The organism is Candidatus Baltobacteraceae bacterium, assembly GCA_035502855.1.
In the GTDB taxonomy this organism is placed as follows: domain Bacteria; phylum Vulcanimicrobiota; class Vulcanimicrobiia; order Vulcanimicrobiales; family Vulcanimicrobiaceae; genus Aquilonibacter.
Map to the genome: position 1 here is coordinate 142923 of DATJTX010000021.1, position 24335 is coordinate 167257.

Sequence of the window (24335 nt, forward strand, 5' to 3'; positions counted from 1 at the left end):
GTCTCTAACCATTTTCAACAAGGTTCTCATCGCCAATCGCGGCGAGATCGCGCTGCGCATCAATCGTGCCTGCCAAGAACTGGGCGTGCGCACGGTGGCGATCTTCTCCGAAGCGGATCGTGAGTCGTTGCACGTGCGACAGGCCGACGAAGCCTTTTGCGTCGGTCCGGGTCCGGTGCAGCGCTCGTATCTCAACATTCCGAACATCATTTCGACCGCGCTGATCACCGGCTGCGATGCGATCCATCCCGGATACGGCTTTCTGGCTGAGAACGCGCGCTTCGCGCAGATCTGCGCCGACCACGGACTCACGTTCATCGGTCCCAAACCCGACGTCGTCGCGGCGATGGGTGACAAGGCGACGGCCAAACGCGTCATGCGCGAGGCCGGCATCGCGACGACGCCGGGCACGGACATTCTCGAGACGCTCGACGATGCGCTTTCGGCGGCGCAGGAGATCGGTTATCCCGTACTGCTCAAGGCAACGGCGGGCGGCGGCGGCAAGGGGATGCGCGCGGTGGAGAGCGCCGGCGAGATGGAGCGTGCGCTCGCGAGCGCGACTGCCGAGGCCGAGGCGAGTTTCAAAGACGGCCGCGTCTACTTGGAAAAGCTCATCCTCGATCCGCGTCACATCGAGGTCCAGGTTCTGGGCGATGAATTCGGATCGGTCGTCCATTTGGGCGAACGCGATTGCTCGGTGCAAAAGCCGTCGCATCAAAAGTTGATCGAAGAGTCGCCGACTCCGCACCTCTCGGATGCGGCGCGCAGTTCGCTGCTCGAGATGGCCGTTCGCGCCTGCAAACACGTTCAATACAGCAATGCAGGCACGCTCGAGTTTCTCGTCAGCGGCGATGACGTGTACTTCATGGAGATGAACACGCGCATCCAAGTCGAGCATCCGGTAACCGAGATGGTTTATAGCGTCGATTTGGTCAAAGAACAGATTCGCATCGCTGCCGGGGAGCCGCTTGGTTACGCGCAGCACGATCTGGCCCTACGGGGCCATGCGATCGAGTGCCGTATCAACGCCGAAGATCCGCACAACAACTTCGCGCCGCAGGCCGGTACGCTGACCAAGGTCGTTTTCCCGGGCGGCCCGGGCGTGCGCGTCGACACGCACGTGTTCTCGGGTGCGGTCGTGCCGCCGTACTACGACTCGATGATCGCCAAAGTGATCGCGTTCGGCGCTTCGCGCGAAGCGGCGATCGCGCGCATGGAACGCGCCCTGCGCGAGACCGTCGTCGAGGGCGTCAGCACGACGATCGGCTGCTGCCTCGAGATCTTGGCGACGCCGGAGTTTCGCGAGGGACGCTACGACATCGGCTTCCTCCCCAAATTGCTTAAGCAATTTGGGGACCCCGTTGTTTTAACCGGCGCTTCGCCTGCGGCTCCGCGCCGTCGACGGGCAAAGCCCGTCGGGTCTCCCACCGACACCTGATGCCCAGTCGGCGGCAAGGGCGTGAGGCGGCCCTACAAACGCTCTATGCGGTCGCGGTGGGACACCGCGATCCCGGTGACGCGCTCGGCGAGACGGTCGGCGAAGGGGTCGAAACCGACTATCGCGCGTTCGTAAAGGATCTCGTGCTCGGCACACTCGATCATGCCGCCGAGGCCGACGCCTTGTTGGCGCCGCTTTTGGAGGGATGGACGATCGAACGTTTGCCCACGATCGACCGTTTGCTCTTGGAGATGGGGACGTTCGAATTATGCCATCGTCCGCTCACACCGCGGGCGGTGGTCATCAATGAAGCGGTGGAGCTCGCGAAGAAGTTTTCGACCGAGGATTCCAACCGGTTTGTCAACGGCGTATTGAATGCTATCGCGAAAGAAACGACGTAAACGTAAGGCTCGAACGGGTCCGCCGCCGAACTGGCTGCGCGGAACGCTGATCGCGCTGCTCCTGGTCGTGCTGTTCGGCGCGGGCCTGGTTGCCGGTATCGTCGCCGCCTATTCGCGCAACCTGCCCGACATCAGCCGCCTGGCCGACTACCAACCCGAGAGTTCGACGCGCATCTTCGCGCGTGACGGCACGCTCCTCGCTTCGGTTTACAAAGAAAACCGTATCTACGTACCGCTTTCACATATCCCGCTCATCATGCAAGAGGCGGTGATCGCAAACGAAGATCACAATTTCTACTACCACCACGGCGTCGATTTCGGCGGCATCGTGCGAGCCGCGTTTGCCGACCTCACCCATCAAGAGTTCCAAGGCGCCTCGACGATCACCCAACAGCTCGCACGCAAGCTCTTTCTGAACGATGAAGTCTCGATTTCGCGCAAGATTCAAGAGGCGCTGCTCGCGATGGAGATCGAGCGTTACTATACGAAGGACGAGATCCTCGAACGCTACCTGAACATCGTCTACCTCGGCTCGGGGGCCTATGGCGTCGATGCGGCAGCGCACACCTATTTCGGCGAGAGTATCGAGAAGGTCGATCTTCCGCAGGCGGCGATGATTGCGGGCGTGATCGCCGCGCCGTCGGACTACTCGCCCTTCGTGAATTTTTCACTGGCCAAGGACCGGCAGCAGCACGTGCTCCAGCGCATGGTCGAGAGCGGGTACATCACGCAAGCCCAGGCCGACCAAGCCGCGAACGCTCCGGTGGCGCTGACCAAAGAGCGTGCGCCCGGCTTACAAGGCTATCTCTATCCGTACTACACCACCTATGTGATCGCGCGGCTCGAGCGCCTCTTCGGGAAGCAGGCGGTAGAAGAAGGCGGATTACAGGTCTACACCGCGCTCGATCCGCGCATGCAGCGGGTCGCGCAAGCTTCGATCGACTGGGGGCTCGCGCGCGCGAAGGCGATGGGCGTTCACGCGGGCGAAGCCGCCTTGGTCTCGATCCGTCCTTCGACCGGCGAGATCGTGGCCATGGTCGGGGGTAAGGGTTTCTCGCTCGACAATCAGTTCAATCGGGCTTGGCAAGCACGCCGTCAACCCGGGTCGTCGTTCAAGCTCTACGTCTATACCGCCGCAATCGATTCGGGACTTCCCGCCAACACCGTGATCGACGATTCGCCGGTGAGCTATCCGATGGGCGACGGCACGATGTGGTCGCCGAGGGACGATGACGACAGCTACATGGGCCCGGTCACGCTGCGCGTCGGGCTCGAACTCTCGCGCAACATCGTCGCGGTGAAACTCGCCGATCGCGTCGGACTCGATAAGATCATTCAATATGCGCAGCGCATGGGCGTCACCTCGCCGCTTGCGCCCAATCTCTCGCTTGCGCTCGGATCGTCCGGCGTCACCGTGCTCGACCAGGCGACGGGATACGCGACGATCGCGGATCAAGGGATTCACATCGACCCCTCGGCGATTCGGCTGGTGAAGGACTCGCTCGGCAACGTCGTGCTCGACGATCAGTATCCGCAGGCGACTGAGGTTGTCAGCGCGGGGACCGCGTTTATCATCACATCCATGCTCGAGGACGTCATCAACCACGGCACCGGCTACCCGAACGCGATCATCGGCCGTCCGGCGGCTGGAAAGACCGGGACGACGTCGGACTTTCGCGATGCGTGGTTCGTCGGATTCACGCCCGACCTGGTTACCGCGGTCTGGATGGGCAACGACGATTATTCACGCATGAACGAGGCCTACGGCGGCGGAATTCCGGCCTCGATATGGGCGCGCTACATGAAAACCGTGCTCGCCGGTGTGCCCAAACACGATTTCACGATGCCGGCCGATCAAGTCGTGCGCGTTGCTTCGTGTTCAGGCGGGTCGGAATATTATCTGATCGGAACGCAGCCCAGTTCCGGCGGGTGCGGAACGGTGGAAACCGCGCAGGATCCGACGGCAACGCCGCTGCCGACGATTGCACCGGGTACGGTTGCACCGGGCGGGACGCAGCCTCCCAATAGCGTCGGCGACGGAACCCACTACGTGCCGCTGGGCTCGCCTTCACCGGCACCGAGCGCGAGGCCGTGATCTCGCTCGCGCCGGGAACCGTGATTCGCACGGTCAGCGAATTCACCAACGGTCTCGCGCGCTGGTTCACCAATCAGAGTGCATTTCAGGGCGCGGCGATCAGCGGCGAGATCTCGGGATTGAAAGAAGTGACGGGCGGGCATCTCGCCTTCGTGCTAAAGGACAGCGCAGCCGTGTTGAATTGCATCGTGTGGCAAAGCAAGGTCACGCGCCTGCCGCCGCTGCAAAACGGTGACGCCGCGATCGCGGTCGGAAGCGTACGTCTGCGCCCCGAGCAGAGTTCATATCAGATGATCGTGGATACCGTGCATCTCACCGGCGTCGGCGAACTCTACGCGCGCTTCAACGCGCTCAAGGAAAAATTCCGGCTCGAGGGACTCTTCGACCCAAAGCGCAAACGGCAAATCCCTCGATACGCGCGCCGCATAGCGCTGATCTCTGCGCCCTCGAGCAAGGCATCGGATGACTTTCTCTCGACGATTCAAACACAGGTCCCTTTCGTCGAGGTCGAGTTTCTGCCGACGCGCGTACAGGGCGCCGGCGCCGAAGTCGACATTCGCGAAGCATTCGACCGTGCCGAGAAACTCGAAGTCGACGCGATCGTCCTGACGCGCGGCGGCGGCACATACGAAGACTTGTTCACCTTCAACGAAGAGGTCGTGGTGCGCGCGATCGCGCGTTCACGCCATCCGGTGATCACGGCGATCGGGCATCAAACCGACCATCACCTCGCCGACGACGCCGCCGATGCCACGTACGGGACGCCCTCGAAGGCGGCGGAAGCGATTGCCGCGCCGTGGATCGCGACGCGCGAGCGCATCGCCGGCGCAATTCGCAACTTGCGGCGTGCCGCCGAAGATGCACTGGGTCGCCGCGGCCAACGCCTCGCACTGGTGCGCTCGCAGCTGGAAGGCGCGATGCGGCAGCGCGCGGGGAACGCGGAACGCACGTTGGCCGCACTCGAGCGCCGCCTCTCCTTCCAAAACCCGGCGGCACGGCTCTCGCAGCGCGCACAGCGTTTTGCGGCTCTGCGCACGCGGCTTCCGGGCGCATGGGAACGGTACGCGAGCCGGCGTGCGAACCGGCTGCAGCTGGCGGTAACGCACCTGGAGGCGCTCGATCCGCAAGCGCCGCTCGCGCGCGGGTATGCATTGATCTTCCGCGACGGCGTGCTGGTGCGTTCGGCCGCCGACGTGCGTGCCGGCGATGCGATTTCCGCCCAGCTTGGTCGCGGAACGCTCGACGCGAGCGTCGAAGCGGTGCGTGATGAGTAGGAGTCCTGACGAATCTCCGGGATCGTTCGAAGAGAAGCTCGAGCGGATCGATACGATCGTGCGCGAGCTGGAATCCGGTACGGTCACGCTCGACCGCGCGATCGAGCTATTCAAGGAGGGCAAGGCGCTCGCGGCGCAGTGCGAAGCACTGCTCAAGAGTTCGCAGGCCCAGATCGATGCCGCAATGGGTCCGTCGACCGGCTCCGATTGAGATTCCCAAGCGTTGCGTCTGGATGAAGCGGTCGCGGAGCGCGCCGGCGTAACCCGATCGCAAGCCCGCAGCCTCATCATGGAGGGGCGCGTTCGCGTCGGGGGCGAGCCCGCAACCAAGGCCGGCCAACGTGTGCGTGAGGGCGCGCAGATCACGGTCGACGCGCCGCGACGCTTCGTCAGCCGCGGCGGCGAAAAACTCGCGGCCGCGCTCGATGCGTTCTCGATCGACGTCACCGGCGCTCGCGCCCTCGACGTCGGCGCGTCGACGGGCGGGTTCACCGACGTGCTGCTGCAGCGCGGCGCCGCATTCGTCGCGGCCGTCGACGTCGGTTACGGCCAACTCGATTGGAAGCTGCGCAACGATTCGCGGGTGCGCGTGATCGAGCGTACGAACTTTCGCTACCTGGCCGACGATGCGTTCGAACATCCTTTCGACATCGTCACCATCGACGTCTCGTTCATTTCGCTGCGCACGATCTTGTTGCGCGCAGCGGCCTTTCTCGTACCGGGTGGACGTATCGTCGCGCTGGTGAAGCCGCAATTCGAGGCGGGCCGAGCGCGGATCGGCGGCGGCGGCGTCGTGCGCGACCCGGCGGTTCATCGCGCTATTTTGCGAGAGGTACGCGACTCGGCGGCGGCTCTCGGCCTGCCCGTGGCGGCTCTGATCGCCTCGCCGCTGCTCGGACCGGCCGGCAATCGTGAGTTTCTGATCGAACTGCGCAGCGGCGCGCAGCCGATCGAGGACGAGCGGATCGACCGCGTCGTCGGCGAAGGGGCGTGAGAGATGCAAAAGGTTGCCATCGAACGCAAGATCATCGCGCTTCAGGTCGATGCCGCGCGCGAGCGAGCGCGCCGGCTCGCAAACGAGATCGCGAGCAGTTTTCGTGCGCACGAGTACGAGATTGTCGATGCATCGGCCAAGGCTGAGGACGCGGCGCTCTTCATCACCGTTGGCGGCGACGGCACCTTATTGCGCGCGGCGCGCGTGGCAACCAAGATCGGCGTGCCGCTTCTGGGCATCAATACCGGCCGGTTGGGATTCCTGACCGAACTCGACGAGGGCGATCCGCGCATTCCGCATCTTCCTTCGCTTATCGAAGAAGGGCTGATCATCGAAGAGCGCGTTGCGCTCGAAGCCCAGTACGGAGAGCGTCATTATTTTGCGCTCAACGACGTTGTCGTGCGAAAAGGGGGCGTTTCGCGGATCGTTCCCTTCGGCTTGAGCCTCGACAACGAACACATCGCCGACATCCCGGCCGACGGGATCTGTATCTCGACGCCGACGGGTTCGACCGCCTATTTTCTTTCCGCCGGCGGATCGATCATCTCGCCGCGCGTCGACGCCTTCGGTATCGTACCGCTGCTGCCGCATACGCTCTTTTCCCGCCCGCTGATCGTCCCCGCGAATTCGGAGATCGGCGTGGGATGCGATTCCGAAGTCGCGCGCGCGCATTTGGAGTGCGACGGCGACGTTCTCGCCGAGATCGGCCCGAACACGGTCGTGCAGGTGCGGCGCTTCCCGAAATGCGTGCGTTTCGCACGGCTCTCGCCGCTGCGGTTCTTCGAGCGGCTCGAAGAAAAGATGCGCTGGGGTGTTTCCATCCGGGCGGTAACGCGGTAAGGAGCCGCGCGATGCTCAGCCGCCTCGAGATCGAGAACTACGGTTTGATCGCCCGTGCGACGGTCGAGTTCAGTCCGGGCGCGACGATCTTCACCGGCGAGACCGGCTCCGGAAAGACGATGATTCTCGGTGCGCTCGGCTTCGCATTGGGCGAGCGCGCCAGCGCCGACGTCGTCCGGCGCGGGACGGCGCGGGCGACGGTCACCCTTGCGTTCGAGCCGGACGAGACGCTGCGGTCGCGTCTGGCGGCCGACGGTTACGAAGTGGATCCGGGCGAAGAAGCGACGATCGTACGAGAGATGAACGAAGCGGGCAAGTCCGGCGTGCGCGTCAACGGACGCCCCGCGACGGCGAGTTACGTGCGCGAACTCGGCGAGCAGCTCGCCGAAATCGTCGGGCAGCACCAGGCGCAGCGCTTGCTCTCACCGCCGTATCAACTCGAATTGCTCGACCGGTTCGCCGGGATGCGCGCGCTCGAAGCGCGCGACGCGGTGGAGGCATCCCGCGCGCGCGCCGCGGCCTGCGCGAAAGAGCTCGACGCCTTGCAGGGCGACGAACTCCGCGCCCGAGCGCGTTACGAGGACGCGCAGTATGCGCTCGGCGAGATCGAGGGCGCAGCGCCTGAAATCGGCGAGGACGATCGCCTCACCGAGCGCCGGCGCTATCTCGATAACGTCGAGCGGATCGCCGCCGCATTGCGCAGTGCGCATGAATCGACCGGCGGCGAGGACGCGAGCGCAACCGCGCTACTCGGCACGGCTAGCGTCGCTCTCGATTCGATCGCCGAGATCTCGCCCGAGCTGCGTGCGATGGCCGACGCCGCCGCGGCGCTCCAGAGCGAGAGCACGGACCTCGCGACACGGATTGCGCGAGAGCTCGAGGCGACCGAATTCGATGCCGGCGAGCTCGAAGCCATCAACGCTCGACTGGATCTATTGGATCGGCTCAAGCGAAAGTACGGCGGTTCGATCGAAGCGATGCTCGCGACGCGCGAACGGTCGCGCGCGATCGTCGAATCCTTCGAATCGCGCGACGAGCGCGCCGCGCTTTTGCGCGCCGCGCTGCGCGACGCCGAAACGGCGCTCGCGAAGCAGGAAGCGGCCTTGCGGGCGATTCGCGAGGAAGCCGCCGGCCGCCTCAAAAACGCGCTCGCCCAAGAGTTCGGCGCGCTGGCGCTGGGCTCGGCTCGTTTCGACGTTGCGTTCGAACCGATCGAATTCACGTTCGCGGCGAACAAGGGTGAAGCGCTGCGTCCACTCGGCCGCGTCGCCTCGGGCGGCGAGATTGCGCGCGTCCTGCTCGCGCTGGTGGTCGTGCTCGCCGGCGCGCGCGATCGCACGGCGCTGATTTTCGACGAGATCGACACCGGGATCGGCGGCGCGACCGCGACCGCGGTCGGCGCGCGCATCGGCCGCCTCGCGCGCGAGGGCCAGGTGGTGTGCGTGACCCACCTCGCGCAGCTGGCGACCTGGTCGGATCGTCATTACGTGCTGGACAAGGTGGAGAAGGCGCGCGTGACGACGATCACCGTGCGCGAGATCGCGGGCGAAGACGCGCGCGCAGCCGAGCTGGCGCGGATGCTCTCGGGCGAGACGCACGACGTAGCGCTCGAGCATGCTCGCACGCTGCTGCGCGCCCGATGACGATTCCGCGCGACCGCGACGACGCCGTGGTCGCGGCAGGCGGCAAGCGCGTCACCTTGACGAATCTGCGCAAGGTCTTTTTCCCGGCCATCGGCGCGACCAAGGGCGATCTCTTGCAATACTACGCCGACGTGTCCGCCGTGTTGTTGCCGCACGTGGCGGAGCGCGCGATGGTCATGAAACGCTATCCTAACGGCGCACAGGGCGACTTCTTTTTCATGAAGCGCGTCCCGCAACCGCACCCCGAGTGGTTGGAAACCTGCCGCGTCCACCACCGCTCCGGTAACGTGATCGATTTTCCGATGGCGAACGATCCGGCTTCGCTGCTGTGGATCGTGAATCTCGGTTGCATCGACCTCAATCAGTGGTACGCGACCTGCGATGACATCGATCGTCCCAGCTACGTTCATTTCGATCTCGATCCCGGTACTGCGGCGTTTTCGAGCGTGCGTGAAACCGCGCTTCTGGTTCGCGATGGTCTCTCGGCTCTGGGGATGCCCGCGTACGCCAAGACGTCGGGATCGAAGGGAATCCACGTCTACGTCCCGATCGTGCGCGGACCGGTGCAAAAGGCGGTGTGGAGCTTTGCCAAAGAGTTCGCGGTCGCGATCGCGCGCCACGAGCCGGCGCTGACGACCGCCGAGTATCGCAAGGAGAAGCGGCCGCCCGGTCGCGTGTTGGTCGATTACAATCAGAACCGTTGGGGCTCGACGCTCGCTTCCGTCTATTCCGTGCGCCCTACGCCGCACGCGAGCGTATCGACCCCGGTCGAGTGGGACGAGATCGAATCCGGTATCGAGATCGACGACTTTCGGATCGATAACGTTCGCGAGCGAATCGCGAAGCTCGGCGATTTATGGAAACCGCTCGTTGCTAAACGCGGGCGCTTCGATCTGACGCCGCTGTTGCATTAGGCCTATAAGCCCGGGTGGGTCTCCCTAGTCGGCCGTCTTTGCAACACGTACGCCTTGGTACGCTGATTTCCCATGAAGTCGGCACGTCTCGCGGTCATCACGCTTTTTGCGCTTTCAGTCGCCGCCTGCGGTGGAGGCGGGGGCGGCGGCGGTAGCCCCGTGATACCCGCGGGCGTGCCGACGAGTGGGCCAACGGGTCCGACGCCGAGCGCACTGCCCTCGAATGCGCCGGGCTCACCGACACCGGCGCCGACGCTCGCGCCGACCCCGACGCCGACGCTCGCGCCGACACCGGCGCCGACGCTCGCGCCGACACCGACACCGACGCTCGCGCCGACACCGACACCGACCGGAAACGTTTGCTTTGGGATCGACGGTGCCACGTGCCCGCCCACGCCGACGCCGACGCCTTAGGAGAGAACGATGCGCTTCGCCTTTGCTCTCGCTATCGTTTTCGAGGCACTGCTGGCAGCTTGCAGCGGCGGTAGCGGATCGCCGCCGCTTCCGAACGCCGGTGCGCCGGCGTCGGCGGGATCGCAACCGGCGATCGGTTCGGCCACGTTCGCGATCGTCGTACCCGCAGCGAGCACAATGGAGCGCGTGCGTCCGAATTACGTCTCGCCGAACACCCAATCGCTCTCGATCACGCTCACGCAGGCCAACGGAGTAGCGGTGACGTCGCCTACGCCGGAGGTGGTCGCGCTCACGCCGGGCTCACCGAATTGCTCGACCGCTGCATCCGGGGGAACTACCTGCTCGGTCACCTCGACCTATCCGACCGGCTCGGACGTGTGGAAGCTCGCGCTCTACGCCTCGACGGACGGAACGGGAACCCCGCTCTCGATCAACACCGTCGCCGCGACGGTCAAGACCGGAAGCAACACGGTCGATCTGACGATGAACCCGGTCGTCGCGTCGCTGGCCTTCTCGCCGGCGTACGCATCTTGCGCATACGGCGCGTCATGCACGAACGCGGTCGTGCTCGATGCGCTCGACGCTAGCGGCGCAACGATCATCGGGCCGGGAAGCTACGTGAACTCCTCGCAGAGCGCGGTGACGATCTCGATTTCGCCGGCGCCGAGCGGTTTGACGCTCGAGAATTCGAGCGGAGGTTCGGCGGTAACGACCGGCTCGGCGCCGGGGCAATTGACGCTCGCCGACATTGCGTATAACGGCAGCGCCGGCTCCTCGGGCGGCACGCTGACCGTCAACGCGTCGGACACGAACGGCAATAGCGCGACGTGGACGTTGTCGCTTTCAGCGACCGCGGGCTCCTCGCCGTCGCCGACCGCATCGCCGACGAGCGGCGCGACCTACTATCCGCCCGATCCGCCCTCGGCGATTCGCAGCACGTACGGTCGCATCGGATTGGCGGAGATCTTCGACTACTTCCCCAGCACCGGCACGCAGATGAGCTCGTCGCAGATCTCGGCCGACGCGAACAATTACGATGCGGTGTGGGCCTCGTTCGACCCGCAACCATGGCGGTCCAGCAACCCGTCGGCGCTCGTCTCGCGCTACTACATCATCGAGGAAGACAACGAACTGATATCGGGCCACGATCTCCAGTGGTGGCAGGAGAATCATCCCGACTGGATTCTTTATGCCTGCTCGTCGAATGGAACGCCAACCCACGACTACGCCTACACGCCCGGTGACGGCTTCCCCGACGTTCCGCTCGACATGCACAATCCGGCCGTCGTGCAGTATCAGGTCCAAAGCTTGATCTCGTACGCGCAGGCGAACGATTACAACGCGCTGGCACTCGATGAAGTGATCTTCGAGGACGTGATGAAAGGCGGAAATCCCGAACTCGGTCAGACCGAGAATACGAGCGAGTACGGGTGCGGGATCTGGAACGACGACGGAACGTTCACGACGGTCTACACCGGTCCCACCGATCCGACGTGGACGGCGGACGTGCTCAACTGGGTGAGCACCGCCAAACAGGCAGCGGAATCGGCCGGCCTCGCGGTCATCGTCAATCACCCGGTCGGATCCGTCGGTAACTCGAACGAGCAAAGCCTGCTCTCGAGCGTCGATGCCGAGGTCGACGAGGACGGCTTCTCCGACTACGGCAACTACATCGACTCGAGTACGTTCTTCAAGAGCACGTGGTCGTGGATGGAGTGGATACAGTCGCAGGGCAAGGCCTTCATCGACATAGATCGCTACACGCTCAACGGCGAAACCTCGCCGACAACCGACCAGATCGAGTACTCGATCGGGACGTATCTGATGGCCAACGAGGGCAACGCCGATCTTTTTGCCGACGCGAACAACGGCAAAGGATACGGGTATGGCGCGGAAAACTACTACCCCGAATATGCGACGCAGCTCGGCGATCCGTGCGGAGCGATGTACGAAGACTCGACCGATCCGCAGATCTACTACCGGCGCTTCGCGAGCGGTATGGTGGTCGTCAATGCGAGCGACTCGGCGAGCGGAAGCGCCACGCTGCCTTCAGATCACACCTACACCGACATCGGAGGCCGCTCGGTGACCGATCCGCTCACCGTGAGCCCCAGCGACGCGTGGGTGATGACCACGACCGGTAACGGCTGTACGTGACGCTGCCGATCCGTCCGCCGTACGACCCGATGGAGTTGTTGCAGGTCGAACGGATACCGGACGGACCGCAGTGGCAATATGAACCGAAGTGGGATGGATTTCGCTGCGTCGCGTTTCGCGACGGCGGCGAAATCTATTTGCAATCGAAGGCCGGCGAACCGCTGGCGCGCTACTTTCCCGAGGTCGTCGGTCATCTGCGCGCGCTCGGTGCGCGCCGCTTCGTGCTCGACGGCGAATTGATGGTGCAACTTGGCGAGACGCTTTCCTTCGATGCATTGCTGCAGCGGATTCATCCGGCGGAGAGCCGGGTCAAACGCCTCGCGCTGGAAACGCCGGCGCGCTACGTCGTTTTCGATATGCTGGTCGATGAGGGCGCGCACGATCTGACCGGGCAACCGTTGGTGACGCGCCGGCAATCGCTCGAACAGTTCGCGAAACGGTATTTGCACGGGGGCGAGATCGCGCTCTCGCCGGCCGTCAGCAACCGCGAGCAGGTGGAAGACTGGTTCGCGCGCGTCGGCAACGCGCTCGACGGCGTGGTTGCAAAGCGCCGCGATCACGCCTATGCGTCGGGAACGCGCGGCGGCGGTGTCAAGATCAAGCATCTGCGCACGGCGGATTGCGTGGTCGGCGGCTATCGTCTGAATAAGGAGCGCAACGGCGTCAGTTCGCTGCTGCTGGGACTCTTCGATCGTACCGGCAAGTTGAACCACGTCGGCTTCACGTCCGGTCTGCGCTCCGACGAACGGGTTGCGTTGCTGCAACGGCTGCATCCGCTCGAGAAGCCGCCGGGTTTTACCGGCGCGGCGCCGGGCGGCCCCAGCCGCTGGCGGCAAAGCGACGAACCGTGGTTCCCGCTCGATCCAAAATTGGTCGTCGAGGTTCGCTACGATCACGTCACCGGCGAGCGGTTCAGGCACGGCACGAAGCTGATGCGCTGGCGTCCCGACAAGGCGCCGCGCCAGTGCACGATGGACCAACTCCAGGTCGCCGAGGCGGCCGCGCCTTTGGAACTGCTCGGCTTCACGGCTTCTTCCTAACGCCGGAAGAAAAGACCGGCCGCTTCGAACGCCGGGTCTAACCGATTCTGCGTTTGCGTGCGCCGGGTTCTTGCTGCGGCATCGTTTGCACCCTCGGTGCGGACGGGCGCGGCAGCGTGAGAATTTCTCGCTCGACGGCAACGAGCGCATCCGCGGTTTGCGGCAAGTCGGGAAGACTGACATCGATCGGCGATCCGAAGCCGAAGGCGCCGGTCATATCGCCGCATGTCGCGCGGCGCCATGCGGAGAGGTTCGGAACTTCGGCGCCGAAGCGTGATTCGAGCAATCGCAGCGTCGAGGTGTGATCGAGCGTGTCACCGTAGACGTAACCGCCCCGGGCAAACGGTGAAACGATCAAGGCGGGCACGCGGAAGCCCAGGCCTGTCGGCTGGCCGTCGATCCATTCGTCCGGTGTATGCAGCGGCGGCGTCGGCGGTAATACGTGATCGAAGAGCCCGTCATTTTCGTCGTATACGATGATGAACGCAGTCCGTGCCCAGTTCACAGGATTCGAGGCAAGCGCTTCGATGATTTGCCGGACGTAATTTTCGCCCGCCGCCGGTAGCTCGTCGGGGTGCTCGCAAAACGCGTAGGGCGGAATGATCCAACTCACTTGCGGGAGATTGCCGGTCCGCATATCGTCGAGCATCGCGTCGACTCCGCGTGCCTTGACCGCATATTCGTAGAGCGGCGAGGTCGGCGCGGCGTCCTGGAAGGGCGCGAAATTCAGAATGACGTTCAGACCAACCGGCTCGCCCGGTTCGGGCTCGTCGTGATAAATGCGCCACGACACCCCGGCCCGCTGCAGTTGCTCCGGATACGTCTCCCACGAATAGCGTGTCCTCAGATTTTTGATCGCGGGGCCGCCATGCAGGCCGTTGGGATCATTCGACGCGGTCATCCAGAAGTAGCGGTTTGGGTAGGTGGGTCCCATGACCGAGCAGTGATAGCCGTCGCAAACCGTAAATGCATCGGCCAGCGCATAATAGAACGGGAGATCTTCGCGCGTGTAGTAGCCCATCGTGAGGGGTCCGTTCGCGTAGTCGGTCGCGCGATGTGCGCTGACAAAGCCGTCGAGGCGTCCGCGGTCCCACGATGCGTGCAGCGCGTTCCACGAATGACTGAGATCGTGCAACCGTTGCGCGTTCGTCGTTCTCGTGTCGAGATGGAACGGTAACACGTAGCCCTCACGGCTTTCGCCGTCCGGCTGGTAAAATACCGGCTTGCCGTTCAGCAAGATGCCCGCCGCCGGATCGCTGTACCCGCGCACGCCCGAGAGTGTGCCGAAGTAATGATCGAAAGAGCGGTTTTCCTGCATCAAGATCACGAAGTGCTCGATGTCGGAAAGCTTTGACGGCGGTGCCTGTGCCAGGGCGGGGCGCACCCACTCGACGTATGGCAGAGCCGCAGCACCTGCCAATCCCGAAAGAAACTGCGCACGCGATGGTCGTTTCATTCTATCACCTTTAGGGGATTTCGTGGATCTTGAGCAAGTTGGTGCCGCCGCCGCCGACCGGCATACCGGTGGTGAACGCGATCAGATCCTTAGACCGCACGATGCCGGCCTGCGTCATGCGCTGCTCGGTCATGTAGAGCAGGACGTCGAACGAATTGTAACGTTCGATCAGCAGCGCTTCGGTGCCCCACAGCAGCGCCAGTTGTCGCGCTACTTCGGGCGAGGGGGTGAGAGCGATGATCCGCGCTCGCGGGCGGAACGCCGCGATGTGATGGGCCGTATTCCCGGTCGTCGTGCCGGTGGCGATGAACGCGATGAAGAGCTCGTCGGCGGCGCGGGTCGCGGCTTCCGCGATCGAGGTGGCGATCGTCGGGCTTATGCCGGCGAGCCTGCGGTCGCGCAGCGTCGCGTGCGGATAGTTTTTCTCGACCTCGCGCGCAATATCGGCCATCGTGCGTACTGCTTCGGCGGGAAACTGACCGCGCGCGGTTTCGCCCGAGAGCATCAGTGCGTCGGTTCCGTCGAGAATAGCGTTCGCGACGTCGGTCACTTCAGCGCGTGTCGGCTTCGAGGCGAAGGTCATCGACTCGAGCATCTGCGTCGCGGTGATAACCGGTTTGCTCGCACGATTGCATTTGGCGATGATCGCCTTCTGCACCAGAGGTACTTGCTCGAGCGGAATCTCGATGCCCAAGTCGCCGCGCGCCACCATCACGCCGTCGGCGGCATCGACGATGTTGTCGAGATCCTCGAGCGCCTCGTGTTTCTCGATCTTGGCGATGATCGGTATATTGTGATTACGCTCGGCCATGAATGCCTTGACGCGGTTGATGTCTTCGGCCGAGCGTACGAACGAGACGGCGACGTAATCGACGCGCTGCTCGAGCCCGAAGGCAAGGTACTCGAAATCGCGTTCGGTGACCGAGGGAATGTTGAGCGATCCGTCGGGATAGTTGATCCCTTGCTGTGAGCGCAGGTCTCCGCCGTATTCGACCGTCGTTTGGATCTCCGTTGCGGTCTTACCGAGGATGCGCAACGTGATTTGCCCGTCTTGCAAGTAGATGCGGTTCCCCACCGCTACGTCACCGGGAAGATCTTTGTATTGGACGCTGATGCGTTTGTCGTCGCCGGGGACGTCGTCGGTCGTAAGCACGAAAGGGCTGCCGCGTTCGAGGCGCACGTTCTGCAGGTCGTCTCGCAGTTTGCCGGTGCGCACCTTCGGACCGGGAAGATCCTGCAAGATCGCGACGTGAATGTCGAGTTCTTTCGCGATGCTGCGCGTAGCGGCAATCACGGCGGCGTGATCGTCGGGCGTGCCGTGCGAGAAATTCAAACGAACCACATTTGTCCCAGAAACGAAAAGCGACCGCATGACCGCGGGGTCGCGCGATGCGGGACCGATGGTAGCGACGATCTTTGTTCGTTTCTGAAGAACGTATTCCATGAAAGCGTGCAGATGCGCGCCCCAGTTTGCAGGCTCCTGCGATAGGTTAAGCGCATAACGCAAGCGCATGCTCAGGCGCGATCCGCAGGACCCGCGTAGACGCGAGCGACTCGCAGCGAGCTACCTTGCATCGCTGCTGTTGCACGCGCTCTTGGCTGCACTGCTCTTCTCACTTGCATCGAGCTCGTCGGAGGAAGGCGCCGGCGAATCGATCTCGGGTGGAACGCTCGTGACGCTCGAGCAGCGCGCGCCCGTCGTCGCGCAGGTTGCCGTGCCGGCACAACAAGCGCCGCCGGTTCCGAACGTGCCGCACGTCGCGCCGCTCGTTCGTCACGCACCGCTCGTGCAGCCGAAGACGCGGCCGCAGCCGCCGCAGCCGCACGAGCTCGCGACGTTCGCACCGACCGCCCCGCCCAATCCCACGCCCGTGCCCCAGGCCTCGGCGCAGCCCAATCCCGTGCCGACGACGCGCGTGTATGAAACCAGGCCGCAAAATGAAATCCCGGCCGTGCCCACGGTGATGCCGTCGGTCGCGGTGCAACAAGTTGCAATCAAGCCTCCGCCGACCGCCGCGCCCAGTCCGGTGCCAACCGCCGAGCCTACCGCTCGCGCTACCCCGGAGCCGGCTGCGACCAAGGCCCCGTCGACGCCGAAGCCGGCGACGCCCGCGCCGAGCGCAAGGCCGACGGCCGTGCCGACCACGTTGGCGGCCAGCGTCGCCCGCGCGACGACCCAGCCCTCAGCCTCGCCGGCACCGCTCAATCGTCCGAGCCTCACGCCGGCCCGCAACGCCGGCGTGCCTAGCCCGAGCCCGACGCAAGGGCCGCGGATCGCGCAGAGCAAGGGTATCTCCGCCACACCGGCGCCGAAGGGTGAGAGTTCCCCCGGACCCCGCGCCGGTAACGGCGGCAACGCGAAAATCGCTCGACCCGGCCCGGTGCACGTTCCGCCGACACCGCAACCCCGCCCGAAACCGACGCGAAAGCCGGAATCCGAAAACAGCCAAGGCAGCGGCGGGTATCATCAGGACCTCAGCAAGCTCCTTGGCGCCAACAATCCGGTTGCGCCCGCACAATATCACTTCGCGTCGAAGCCGGCGCTCGACGCCTCGATGGTGCCCACGCCCCCGCCTGCGGTCGTTGCGATGACGAGGTACACGTACGAGCAGCGCGGCGCGGGTGACGACGCGCTGGTGAAGATGTGGGTGACCGGCACGCATCGCGACGGTCCGACGCTCGTCTGCGAGGGTTGGATGCTGCGCTATCCGCATGCAAACGGGCCGACTGCCGGCGGCGCCAACCTGCTCTCGTTCGGCGGAGTGCCGGGCGGAGTTCTGCCGCCCATCGTCGAGGAACACGCGAGCGTACCGTGTTCCGAACGTGCGCTGGTGCCGTTCGCCGGCCCGTCCACTCCGTCGCCGTGATTACCGCGATTCCCGCTTGTTGCGCGACTTTTATCGGAATAAAATAAAGTCAGCATCCGATGATGGATGCTGAATATCTGCCGCGGATTTGGGAGCGCCAGCTCCCAAAACGCTACAGATTCGCCGAAGGCGAATCCACACGGGAGGGGCGGTTTGGAGCCGCAGGATCCACCGGGCCAGATGGCTCGCGAATACGCGCACCGCTAGAGGCGCCACTGACCGCGCCGACGCAAACCGGACGTACCCGGCAACCGCGCAAACATTCGCATAGGAAGTTCTTGAACGGGGGGCCGCTCAAGCCACGTGGGCTTGCGGCCCGTCGTTATTTTGGGTACGATAGGGACGGTTAGATCGAGTAAGCGTGGGCAGGTCCCGCGCTTCGTTGTTGTTGGGGCCTACGCTGCGAAATCAGCGTTCGCCAAACGGTCAGGGGGCAAGCGATGTCGCAACTTATGGATCTCTTCGAGCGTACGATCGACGCGATCGCGCACGAACGGAGTTCGAGCGGCGTCGAGATCGTGACCCACTCGGCGCATTCGCGCCGCGGGACGGCCGCCTTCACGGTAATGATCGATAAAGACGGCGGCGTCGATTTGGCCACTTGTGAACGCGTTGCAGCGCGAATCAACGACGCGCTCGACCCAATCGGTCTGCCGTACTCGCTCGAGATCGAGTCGGCGGGACTCGAACGGCCGCTCTACCGGCCGAACGACTACGAGCGTTTTGCCGGCAAACGCGCGCGTATCGTTACCTCGCTCTCGATCGCCGGCGGAAAAACGCATCGCGGAACCCTCGTGGGCCTGCGCGGCGAGACGGTCATCCTCGCGACCGAGTCCGGCGAACTGCCGCTCCCGATCGCTACCATCAAATCGGCGAACCTGGAATACGACCCGCGCGCCGATCTTCAACGTGATAAACGTGAACGGAAAGCACATGGCAGAACCGGCAGCTGAAGAGAAACTCATCGACGTCCTCCAGTTCATCTCGAAGGAACGCAACATTCCGTTCGAGATGCTGCTCGAGGCACTCGAAGCAGCGCTGCTCACCGCGTACAAGCGGCACTACGGCAGTGAGGCGAACGCAATCGTCACCGTCGATCGTCAGACCGGCGAATATCGCGTTTACCATCGCCGTACGGTCGCTGAGGTCGTCGAAGATCCCAAACTCGAAGTCTCGATCAAAGAAGCCGGCGAACCCTATCAGCCCGGCGATTTCTACGACGAAGAAGTCACACCGAAGGAGTTCGGCCGCATCGCCGCACAGACGGCGAAACAGGTGATCGTGCAGCGTATTCGTGAAGCCGAGCGCGATACCGTGTACAACAAGTACGCGCGCAAGCTCAACGACCTGGTCACCGGGACCGTGCAGCGCTTCGAACAGCGGAACATGTACGTACTGCTCGAGAATCGCGACGAGGCAATTCTTTATCTGGCCGACCAGGTTCCGGGCGAGACGTTTCGCATCAACGATTTCATTCGCGCCTACGTGCTCGACGTGCGCAAATCACCCAAGGGTCCGCAGGTCGTACTCTCGCGCGCGGCCGAAGGTCTCGTGCAGCGGCTTCTCGAGCTGGAAGTGCCGGAGATTGCCGACGGCGTGGTCGAAATCATGGCGATCGCCCGTGAGGCCGGCAGCCGCTCCAAGGTCGCGGTGCGTTCGCTGCGCGCCGAAGTCGATCCGATCGGCGCCTGCCTCGGTCCGAAATCGAGCCGCATCGCGAACGTTTCCGACACGCTGCGCGGCGAGAAGATCGACGTGATTCGCTACGACACCGATCCGCAGACGTTCATCATGAACGCGCTCGCGCCGGCCAAGGTGATCAGCGTCGAGCTCTTTGAAGACGACGGTGTGGCGCTGGTCATGGTCCCGGATTATCAGCTCTCGCTCGCGATCGGACGCGACGGCCAGAACGTGCGGCTCGCCGCGCGCCTGACCGGGTGGCGACTGGACATCGCGAGCGAAAGCGAAGCCGACGAGGTGCGGGAGCGCTACTTGGCCGAGCGTGCCGAACGCGCCGGCGGTGAAGCGGTGGTCGAGGAGACGGTGGAGACCGAGGCCGACGAAGTGCCGGCGGCGGCGGCGGGAGTCGACGAAGAGCTGATCCGCAAACTCGAAGAGTTCCGGCGGGAGCGGCTTGGCGAGTAGCCGCGCCCCCGTACGGACCTGCGTCGGCTGCCGCGAGCGCTTCGCGCAGGCGGTGCTGGTCCGGTTCGTCCGTCATGCCGGAGGCTGGAAGCCGGACCCACGAGGGGCCAAACGGCAGCCCGGTCGAGGCGCCTACCTTTGTTCAGGGGGCTGCGCCGCGCGCGCGGCCAAGAACAGGCGCTACCCGGGTCTTGCATCTGCTGCGGCAGAATATGGTTTAATAAGTAGTTCGATGGACAGAAATTCGTGATGTTCGATAACGACGATGTTCTTGTTTAGCCGCAGGATGCGGCTGAAGATTCGGAGCGCAGGAAGCGCGACCGTCCCGAGCTTGTCGAAGGACGGCCGAATCCTCGGCCGCAGGATGCGGCTGAAGGTTCGGAGCGCAGGAAGCGGCCGAACCCTCTTCTTGGTGACTTAACGCTGTGGTGCCCCACGTGGGGACCACGTGGGGATACATGGCAGCAGCAACGACCGGTAGTAAAGTACGCATTTTCGAGCTCGCCAAAGAGGTGGGGCTCACGTCCAAAGAGCTGATCGCACTCTTCAACGATCGCTTGGGCGGCGCGTTCGAGGCAAAGAATCAGCTCAGCGTCGTTCCCGATAACATCGCGGATCTCGTTCGCAGCGTGCTCAAACCGGCGCCGGCAGCGAAGGCGCCGGCGAAGAGCGCCGCCGCGCCGGCCGCACCGAAAGCACCGGCCAAGACCGTTCCTGCTCCTCCCCCTCCCAAGGCGGCCGCGCCCGAAGCACCCGTCCCGCGCCTGCGGCCGGTCGGGCCGAGCTCGGCAAGCCCGACGCCGAGAGCACCCAAAGTCACGGCCCCCAAGCCGTCCGTTCCCGAAGAAGCGCCGGCTGCCGCCGCACCGGTCGAGCCCGCGGCTCCGCCGGCCGCGCCGCCGCGCCCGGCGGCCCGTCCCGCCGCAAGCGACGCGCCGATTCCACGGCTGCAGCCGGTTCCACAAGGTCAAACCTCCATTGCGCGCCGTCCGCCGGCCCCCACGACCAGTGCGTCGGCGTCGCCCGGCCCGTCGACCGGCGTGCCGGGCCGCCCCGGTGTCGCGCCGCGCCCCGGTCAGGCGCTGCCTGGGCAGGGCGGCAAAGGTCCGGTCGCTCCCGCCGGCCGCGGCAACGGGCCGCTGACCCCGCCGACCGGACGCCGTCCGGCCGGCAACGGTCCGTTCCGTCCGCTGGCCCCCGGTGCGCAGCGCCCGCTCGGTCCGCGCCCCGGTGTTCCGGCAACCGGCAACGATGCTCCCGCGCCCTCGGCCGGCGGCCGCGGTCCGGGTGACCGCCCCCGCAGTCATGAGGACAAGGCGGCGGCCAAGAAGGATCGTGAGAAAGAGCTGCTGCTCGAGAAAGAACGGCAGCGCAAGAAGAAGGGCGGCGAGCTCTCGGTCGCAACGCCTGCGCGCGCGCTCGAGACGATCGAGATTCCCGATCTGCTTACCGTTCAGGAACTCGCCACCTCGATGATCGTTCCGGTCAAAGACGTGATCACCGAACTGATCAAGATGGGCACGATGGCCACGATCAACCAAAATATTCCGAGCGACGTCGCCATCTCGGTCGCGAAGAAGTTCGGTTTCAACGCGGTGGTCAAAGAGGCCGGCGAAGAAGTCACCGTCGAGCAAGAAGAAGACAAGCCCGAGATGATGACCGCGCGTCCGCCGGTCGTCACCGTACTCGGTCACGTCGATCACGGCAAGACCTCGCTGCTCGATCGGATTCGCAGCGCGAACGTGGCGGCGGGCGAAGCGGGCGGCATCACCCAAAAGATCGGCGCGTACACGGTCGAGCGCAACGATCGCAAGATCACCTTCATCGATACGCCCGGTCACGAAGCGTTCACCGCGATGCGCGCGCGCGGCGCCAAGGTGACCGATGTCGCGATTCTCGTCGTTGCGGCGGACGACGGCGTCATGCCGCAAACGAAGGAAGCGATCGCGCACGTCAAAGCCGCGAACGTTCCGATCGTCGTTGCCGTCAACAAAATGGACAAACCCGATGCGCAGCCCGACCGCGTCAAGCAGCAGCTTGCCGAAGAGGGTCTGCAGGCGGTCGACTGGGGCGGTACGATCGAAATGGTTCCGGTTTCGGCCAAAGCCGGTACCGGCATCGATGCGCTGCTCGACACCGTGCTGCTCGAGGCCGACATCAAGGAACTCAAGGCGAATAAGAACCGCCGCGCGACCGGCGTCGTGATCGAATCGCAGCTCTCGCGCGGCCGCGGTGCGGTGGCGACGGTGCTGGTCCAGAACGGTACGCTGCGCGTCGGCGATATCGTCGTGGTCGGCGGGACGTTCGGCAAAGTGCGCGCGCTGATCGACGACAAGGGCAAACAAGTGAAGAAGGCGGGCCCCTCGATTCCGGTCGAGGTGATGGGCCTGCAAGACGTTCCCGCCGCGGGCGACACCTTGATGGTGGTCAGCGACGAGCGCGTCGCGCGTGAAACGGCCGAGAAGCGCGCGGTGCGCCGGCGCGACGTGCGTATCGCGGGCGCCGGATCCCAACGCGTTTCCCTGGAGACCTTCATGTCGATGCCGACCGAAGGCAAGAAGGCGCTCAACCTCATCATCAAAGCCGACGGACAAGGTTCGCTCGAAGCGCTGCGCGCTCGAATGGAGTCGCTCTCGAACGACGAGGTGGACGTGCGCGTCATCCACGGCGGCGTCGGCGCGATTTCACCCAACGACGTCAATCTCGCCAGCGCCTCGAGTGCCGTGCTGATCGGTTTCAACATCCGACCCGACGAGACGGCGAAGCGCCTGGCCGAGAACGAAGGCGTCGATCTCCGCTTCTACCAGGTCATCTACGAGATCGAGGACGATCTGCGAAAGGCAATGACCGGGATGCTCGCGCCGGTCGTGCGCGAGGTCACGCTCGGTCACGCCGAAGTGCGCGAGGTCTTCAAAGTCAGCAAGGTCGGAACCATCGTCGGCTGCTACGTCAAGGACGGGAAGATCACGCGCAACTCGAAAGTGCGCGTGCTGCGTGACTCTGCGGTCGTCTTCACCGGCGAACTCGAAAGCCTGCGCCGCTTCAAAGACGACGTGCGCGAAGTCGCCGAAGGCTTCGAGTGCGGCATCCAGGTCGCAAGGTTCCAGGACCTCAAGGTGGGCGACGTCATCGAGGCCTACGCGACCGAACAAGTGGCTGCGGAACTGGTAACGGCATGATGATTAGGCGCGCCCCCGCGTGTTCGGCCGTCCTGCGGACGGTCGCACATCCTGTGCTCCGAACCTGCAGCCGCATCCTGACGGCTGGGGAGACTGGCGTGCGGGTCTGGCGTGGAGCGCCTTCAGAATGAAGAGCCAGAGATTGGCGCGTATCGATCATGAGATTCAGCGGATTCTCGGCACCCTGATAACCCAGGAGCTGAAGGATCCGCGTCTGGGCTTCGTGACGGTTACGCATGTGGAGGTCAGCGATGATCTACGGCACTGCAAGGTGTTCGTTTCGATCATCGGCGACCGCCATCAGGCCCGGCAGTCGCTCGAGGCTCTGCACTCCGCGGCACGCTATCTGCGCGGCGAACTCGGGCATCGCATCGACCTACGTCACACGCCGGAACTCGTCTTTGTCGAGGATCGCTCGACCGAACGGGCAATTGCGCTCGCCAAAACGCTGCGTGAGGACGCGGAGCGCCACCGCATCAGCGAGGGAGAATAGATGATCGAGAACGAGTTGCGCTCCGCGACCGAGGCGGAAATCGCCGCCGAATTGCGGCGGCGCCCCGCGTTCGTGATGGTCAGTCACGTCAAGCCCGACGGCGATACGCTGGGGGCGGGACTGGCGCTCGGAATCGCGCTGAAGCGCATGGGCAAGCGCGTCTGCTATTTCCAGCAAGACACGGTTCCGCGGAATTTGCGTTTTCTGCCCGACGCGCAATTCGTCTCGCGCGAGATTCCGGCCGATCTTCCGCCCGATACGCTCTACGTCTTCGGCGACATGAGCGATCCGGCGCGCGCCGGCGAGTTCTTGCCCAAAGTCGATCGAGCCAACATGCTCGACATCGATCATCATCTCGGCAACAAGCACTTCGGAACCCTCAATTTCGTGATCCCGACCGAGTGCTCGACCGGAACGGCCGTGATGCGCATCCTGCGTGCGCTGGGCACGCCGATCGACGCCGATATTGCGACCTGCATTCTGACCACGATCATGACCGACACCGGCGGATTCATGCATTCGAACACCTCGCCCGAGGCGCTCGAACTCTCGGCCGAACTCATGCGGGCCGGCGCCGACAAGGAGCTTATCACCGAAGAGATCTTCGCGAACAAACGTGTTGCTGCGACGCGTTTGATGGGCCGGATCATCGACGAGATGCAGTTTTCGCACGAGGGACGCTATTGTTACTCGTTCATCGACGATGCGATGCTGGCACAGACCGGCGCGGACGGCGAGGATGCCGAGGACCTGGTCAACGTGTTGCGCGCACAGGAAGGCGTCGAGGTCGCGGCGCTCTTCAAAGCGTTCGACGGCGAGATTCGCGTGAGCTTGCGTTCGAGCGGGCGTATCAACGTGCAAGCTGCGGCGGCGCGCCTCGGCGGAGGCGGCCATTTCCGTGCGTCCGGTTTGACGCTGCATGGCTCGCGCGACGAAGCCTATGCGATGGTCGACGCCGCACTCTGCGCCGAAGGCTTATAGAGAG

Annotated in this window: 20 protein-coding genes; 18 read left to right on the top strand and 2 right to left on the bottom strand. The window is 64.4% G+C overall.

Annotated elements, in window-relative coordinates:
- Window positions 1–10: 10 nt before the first annotated feature.
- The 12 genes from accC (at window position 11) to VMF11_06950 (ending at window position 13210) form a co-directional block, all read left to right on the top strand.
- Window positions 11–1438 (top strand): acetyl-CoA carboxylase biotin carboxylase subunit, encoded by a 1428-nt coding sequence (accC, locus tag VMF11_06895; protein ID HTU70033.1) that lies wholly within the window; start codon window positions 11–13, stop codon window positions 1436–1438.
- Window positions 1438–1839, top strand: a complete 402-nt coding sequence (gene nusB, locus VMF11_06900) for a transcription antitermination factor NusB (protein ID HTU70034.1) — start codon at window positions 1438–1440, stop codon at window positions 1837–1839. The genes accC and nusB overlap by 1 nt, the downstream gene beginning before the upstream one ends.
- Entirely contained in the window at window positions 1814–3934 is a 2121-nt protein-coding gene (locus tag VMF11_06905; protein ID HTU70035.1) for a PBP1A family penicillin-binding protein, read from the top strand. The genes nusB and VMF11_06905 overlap by 26 nt, the downstream gene beginning before the upstream one ends.
- Window positions 3931–5208, top strand: coding sequence for an exodeoxyribonuclease VII large subunit (xseA, locus tag VMF11_06910; GenBank protein HTU70036.1), 1278 nt, complete (start codon window positions 3931–3933; stop codon window positions 5206–5208). The genes VMF11_06905 and xseA overlap by 4 nt, the downstream gene beginning before the upstream one ends.
- The gene (gene xseB / locus VMF11_06915; protein HTU70037.1) at window positions 5201–5419 is read left to right on the top strand and encodes an exodeoxyribonuclease VII small subunit; all 219 of its coding nucleotides are present in this window, start codon (window positions 5201–5203) and stop codon (window positions 5417–5419) included. Before xseA ends, xseB begins: the two co-directional genes overlap by 8 nt.
- 12 nt (window positions 5420–5431) lie before the next feature.
- Entirely contained in the window at window positions 5432–6202 is a 771-nt protein-coding gene (locus VMF11_06920; protein HTU70038.1) for a TlyA family RNA methyltransferase, read from the top strand.
- 3 nt (window positions 6203–6205) lie between these two features.
- Window positions 6206–7042, top strand: coding sequence for an NAD(+)/NADH kinase (locus VMF11_06925; GenBank protein ID HTU70039.1), 837 nt, complete (start codon window positions 6206–6208; stop codon window positions 7040–7042).
- Window positions 7043–7053: 11 nt separating this feature from the next.
- Window positions 7054–8685, top strand: a complete 1632-nt coding sequence (gene recN, locus VMF11_06930; protein HTU70040.1) for a DNA repair protein RecN — start codon at window positions 7054–7056, stop codon at window positions 8683–8685.
- The gene (ligD, locus tag VMF11_06935; protein ID HTU70041.1) at window positions 8682–9599 is read left to right on the top strand and encodes a non-homologous end-joining DNA ligase; all 918 of its coding nucleotides are present in this window, start codon (window positions 8682–8684) and stop codon (window positions 9597–9599) included. The genes recN and ligD overlap by 4 nt, the downstream gene beginning before the upstream one ends.
- Before the next feature lie 72 nt (window positions 9600–9671).
- Window positions 9672–10013: a hypothetical protein gene (locus VMF11_06940; protein ID HTU70042.1), complete on the top strand. Its 342-nt coding sequence runs from the start codon at window positions 9672–9674 to the stop codon at window positions 10011–10013.
- 9 nt (window positions 10014–10022) lie between these two features.
- On the top strand, window positions 10023–12170 hold the full coding sequence (locus VMF11_06945; protein HTU70043.1) for a hypothetical protein: 2148 nt from the start codon (window positions 10023–10025) through the stop codon (window positions 12168–12170).
- A complete protein-coding gene (locus VMF11_06950; protein HTU70044.1) occupies window positions 12167–13210 on the top strand; it encodes an ATP-dependent DNA ligase in 1044 nt (347 codons plus the stop codon). Before VMF11_06945 ends, VMF11_06950 begins: the two co-directional genes overlap by 4 nt.
- Window positions 13211–13247: 37 nt before the next feature.
- Here the strand turns inward: VMF11_06950 and VMF11_06955 are convergent, their stop codons facing one another.
- Window positions 13248–14666 carry an alkaline phosphatase family protein gene (locus VMF11_06955; protein HTU70045.1) on the bottom strand — a complete coding sequence of 473 codons (1419 nt, stop codon included), beginning with the start codon at window positions 14664–14666 and terminating at the stop codon, window positions 13248–13250.
- Window positions 14667–14676: 10 nt separating this feature from the next.
- A complete protein-coding gene (gene pyk / locus VMF11_06960) occupies window positions 14677–16179 on the bottom strand; it encodes a pyruvate kinase (protein HTU70046.1) in 1503 nt (500 codons plus the stop codon).
- Between pyk and VMF11_06965 the strand changes: the two genes are divergently transcribed.
- The 6 genes from VMF11_06965 to VMF11_06990 all read left to right on the top strand — a co-directional run bounded on the left by VMF11_06965 (window position 16178) and on the right by VMF11_06990 (window position 24331).
- Window positions 16178–17533 carry a hypothetical protein gene (locus VMF11_06965; GenBank protein HTU70047.1) on the top strand — a complete coding sequence of 452 codons (1356 nt, stop codon included), beginning with the start codon at window positions 16178–16180 and terminating at the stop codon, window positions 17531–17533. The two genes, pyk and VMF11_06965, sit on opposite strands and share 2 nt — an antisense overlap.
- 440 nt (window positions 17534–17973) lie before the next feature.
- The gene (locus VMF11_06970; GenBank protein HTU70048.1) at window positions 17974–18486 is read left to right on the top strand and encodes a hypothetical protein; all 513 of its coding nucleotides are present in this window, start codon (window positions 17974–17976) and stop codon (window positions 18484–18486) included.
- Window positions 18467–19678 carry a transcription termination factor NusA gene (gene nusA / locus VMF11_06975; GenBank protein HTU70049.1) on the top strand — a complete coding sequence of 404 codons (1212 nt, stop codon included), beginning with the start codon at window positions 18467–18469 and terminating at the stop codon, window positions 19676–19678. The genes VMF11_06970 and nusA overlap by 20 nt, the downstream gene beginning before the upstream one ends.
- 458 nt (window positions 19679–20136) lie before the next feature.
- On the top strand, window positions 20137–22857 hold the full coding sequence (gene infB, locus VMF11_06980) for a translation initiation factor IF-2 (GenBank protein HTU70050.1): 2721 nt from the start codon (window positions 20137–20139) through the stop codon (window positions 22855–22857).
- Between the two features lie 127 nt (window positions 22858–22984).
- Entirely contained in the window at window positions 22985–23350 is a 366-nt protein-coding gene (rbfA, locus tag VMF11_06985) for a 30S ribosome-binding factor RbfA (GenBank protein HTU70051.1), read from the top strand.
- On the top strand, window positions 23351–24331 hold the full coding sequence (locus tag VMF11_06990; protein ID HTU70052.1) for a DHHA1 domain-containing protein: 981 nt from the start codon (window positions 23351–23353) through the stop codon (window positions 24329–24331). It abuts the gene before it with no gap.
- Window positions 24332–24335 lie beyond the last annotated feature (4 nt).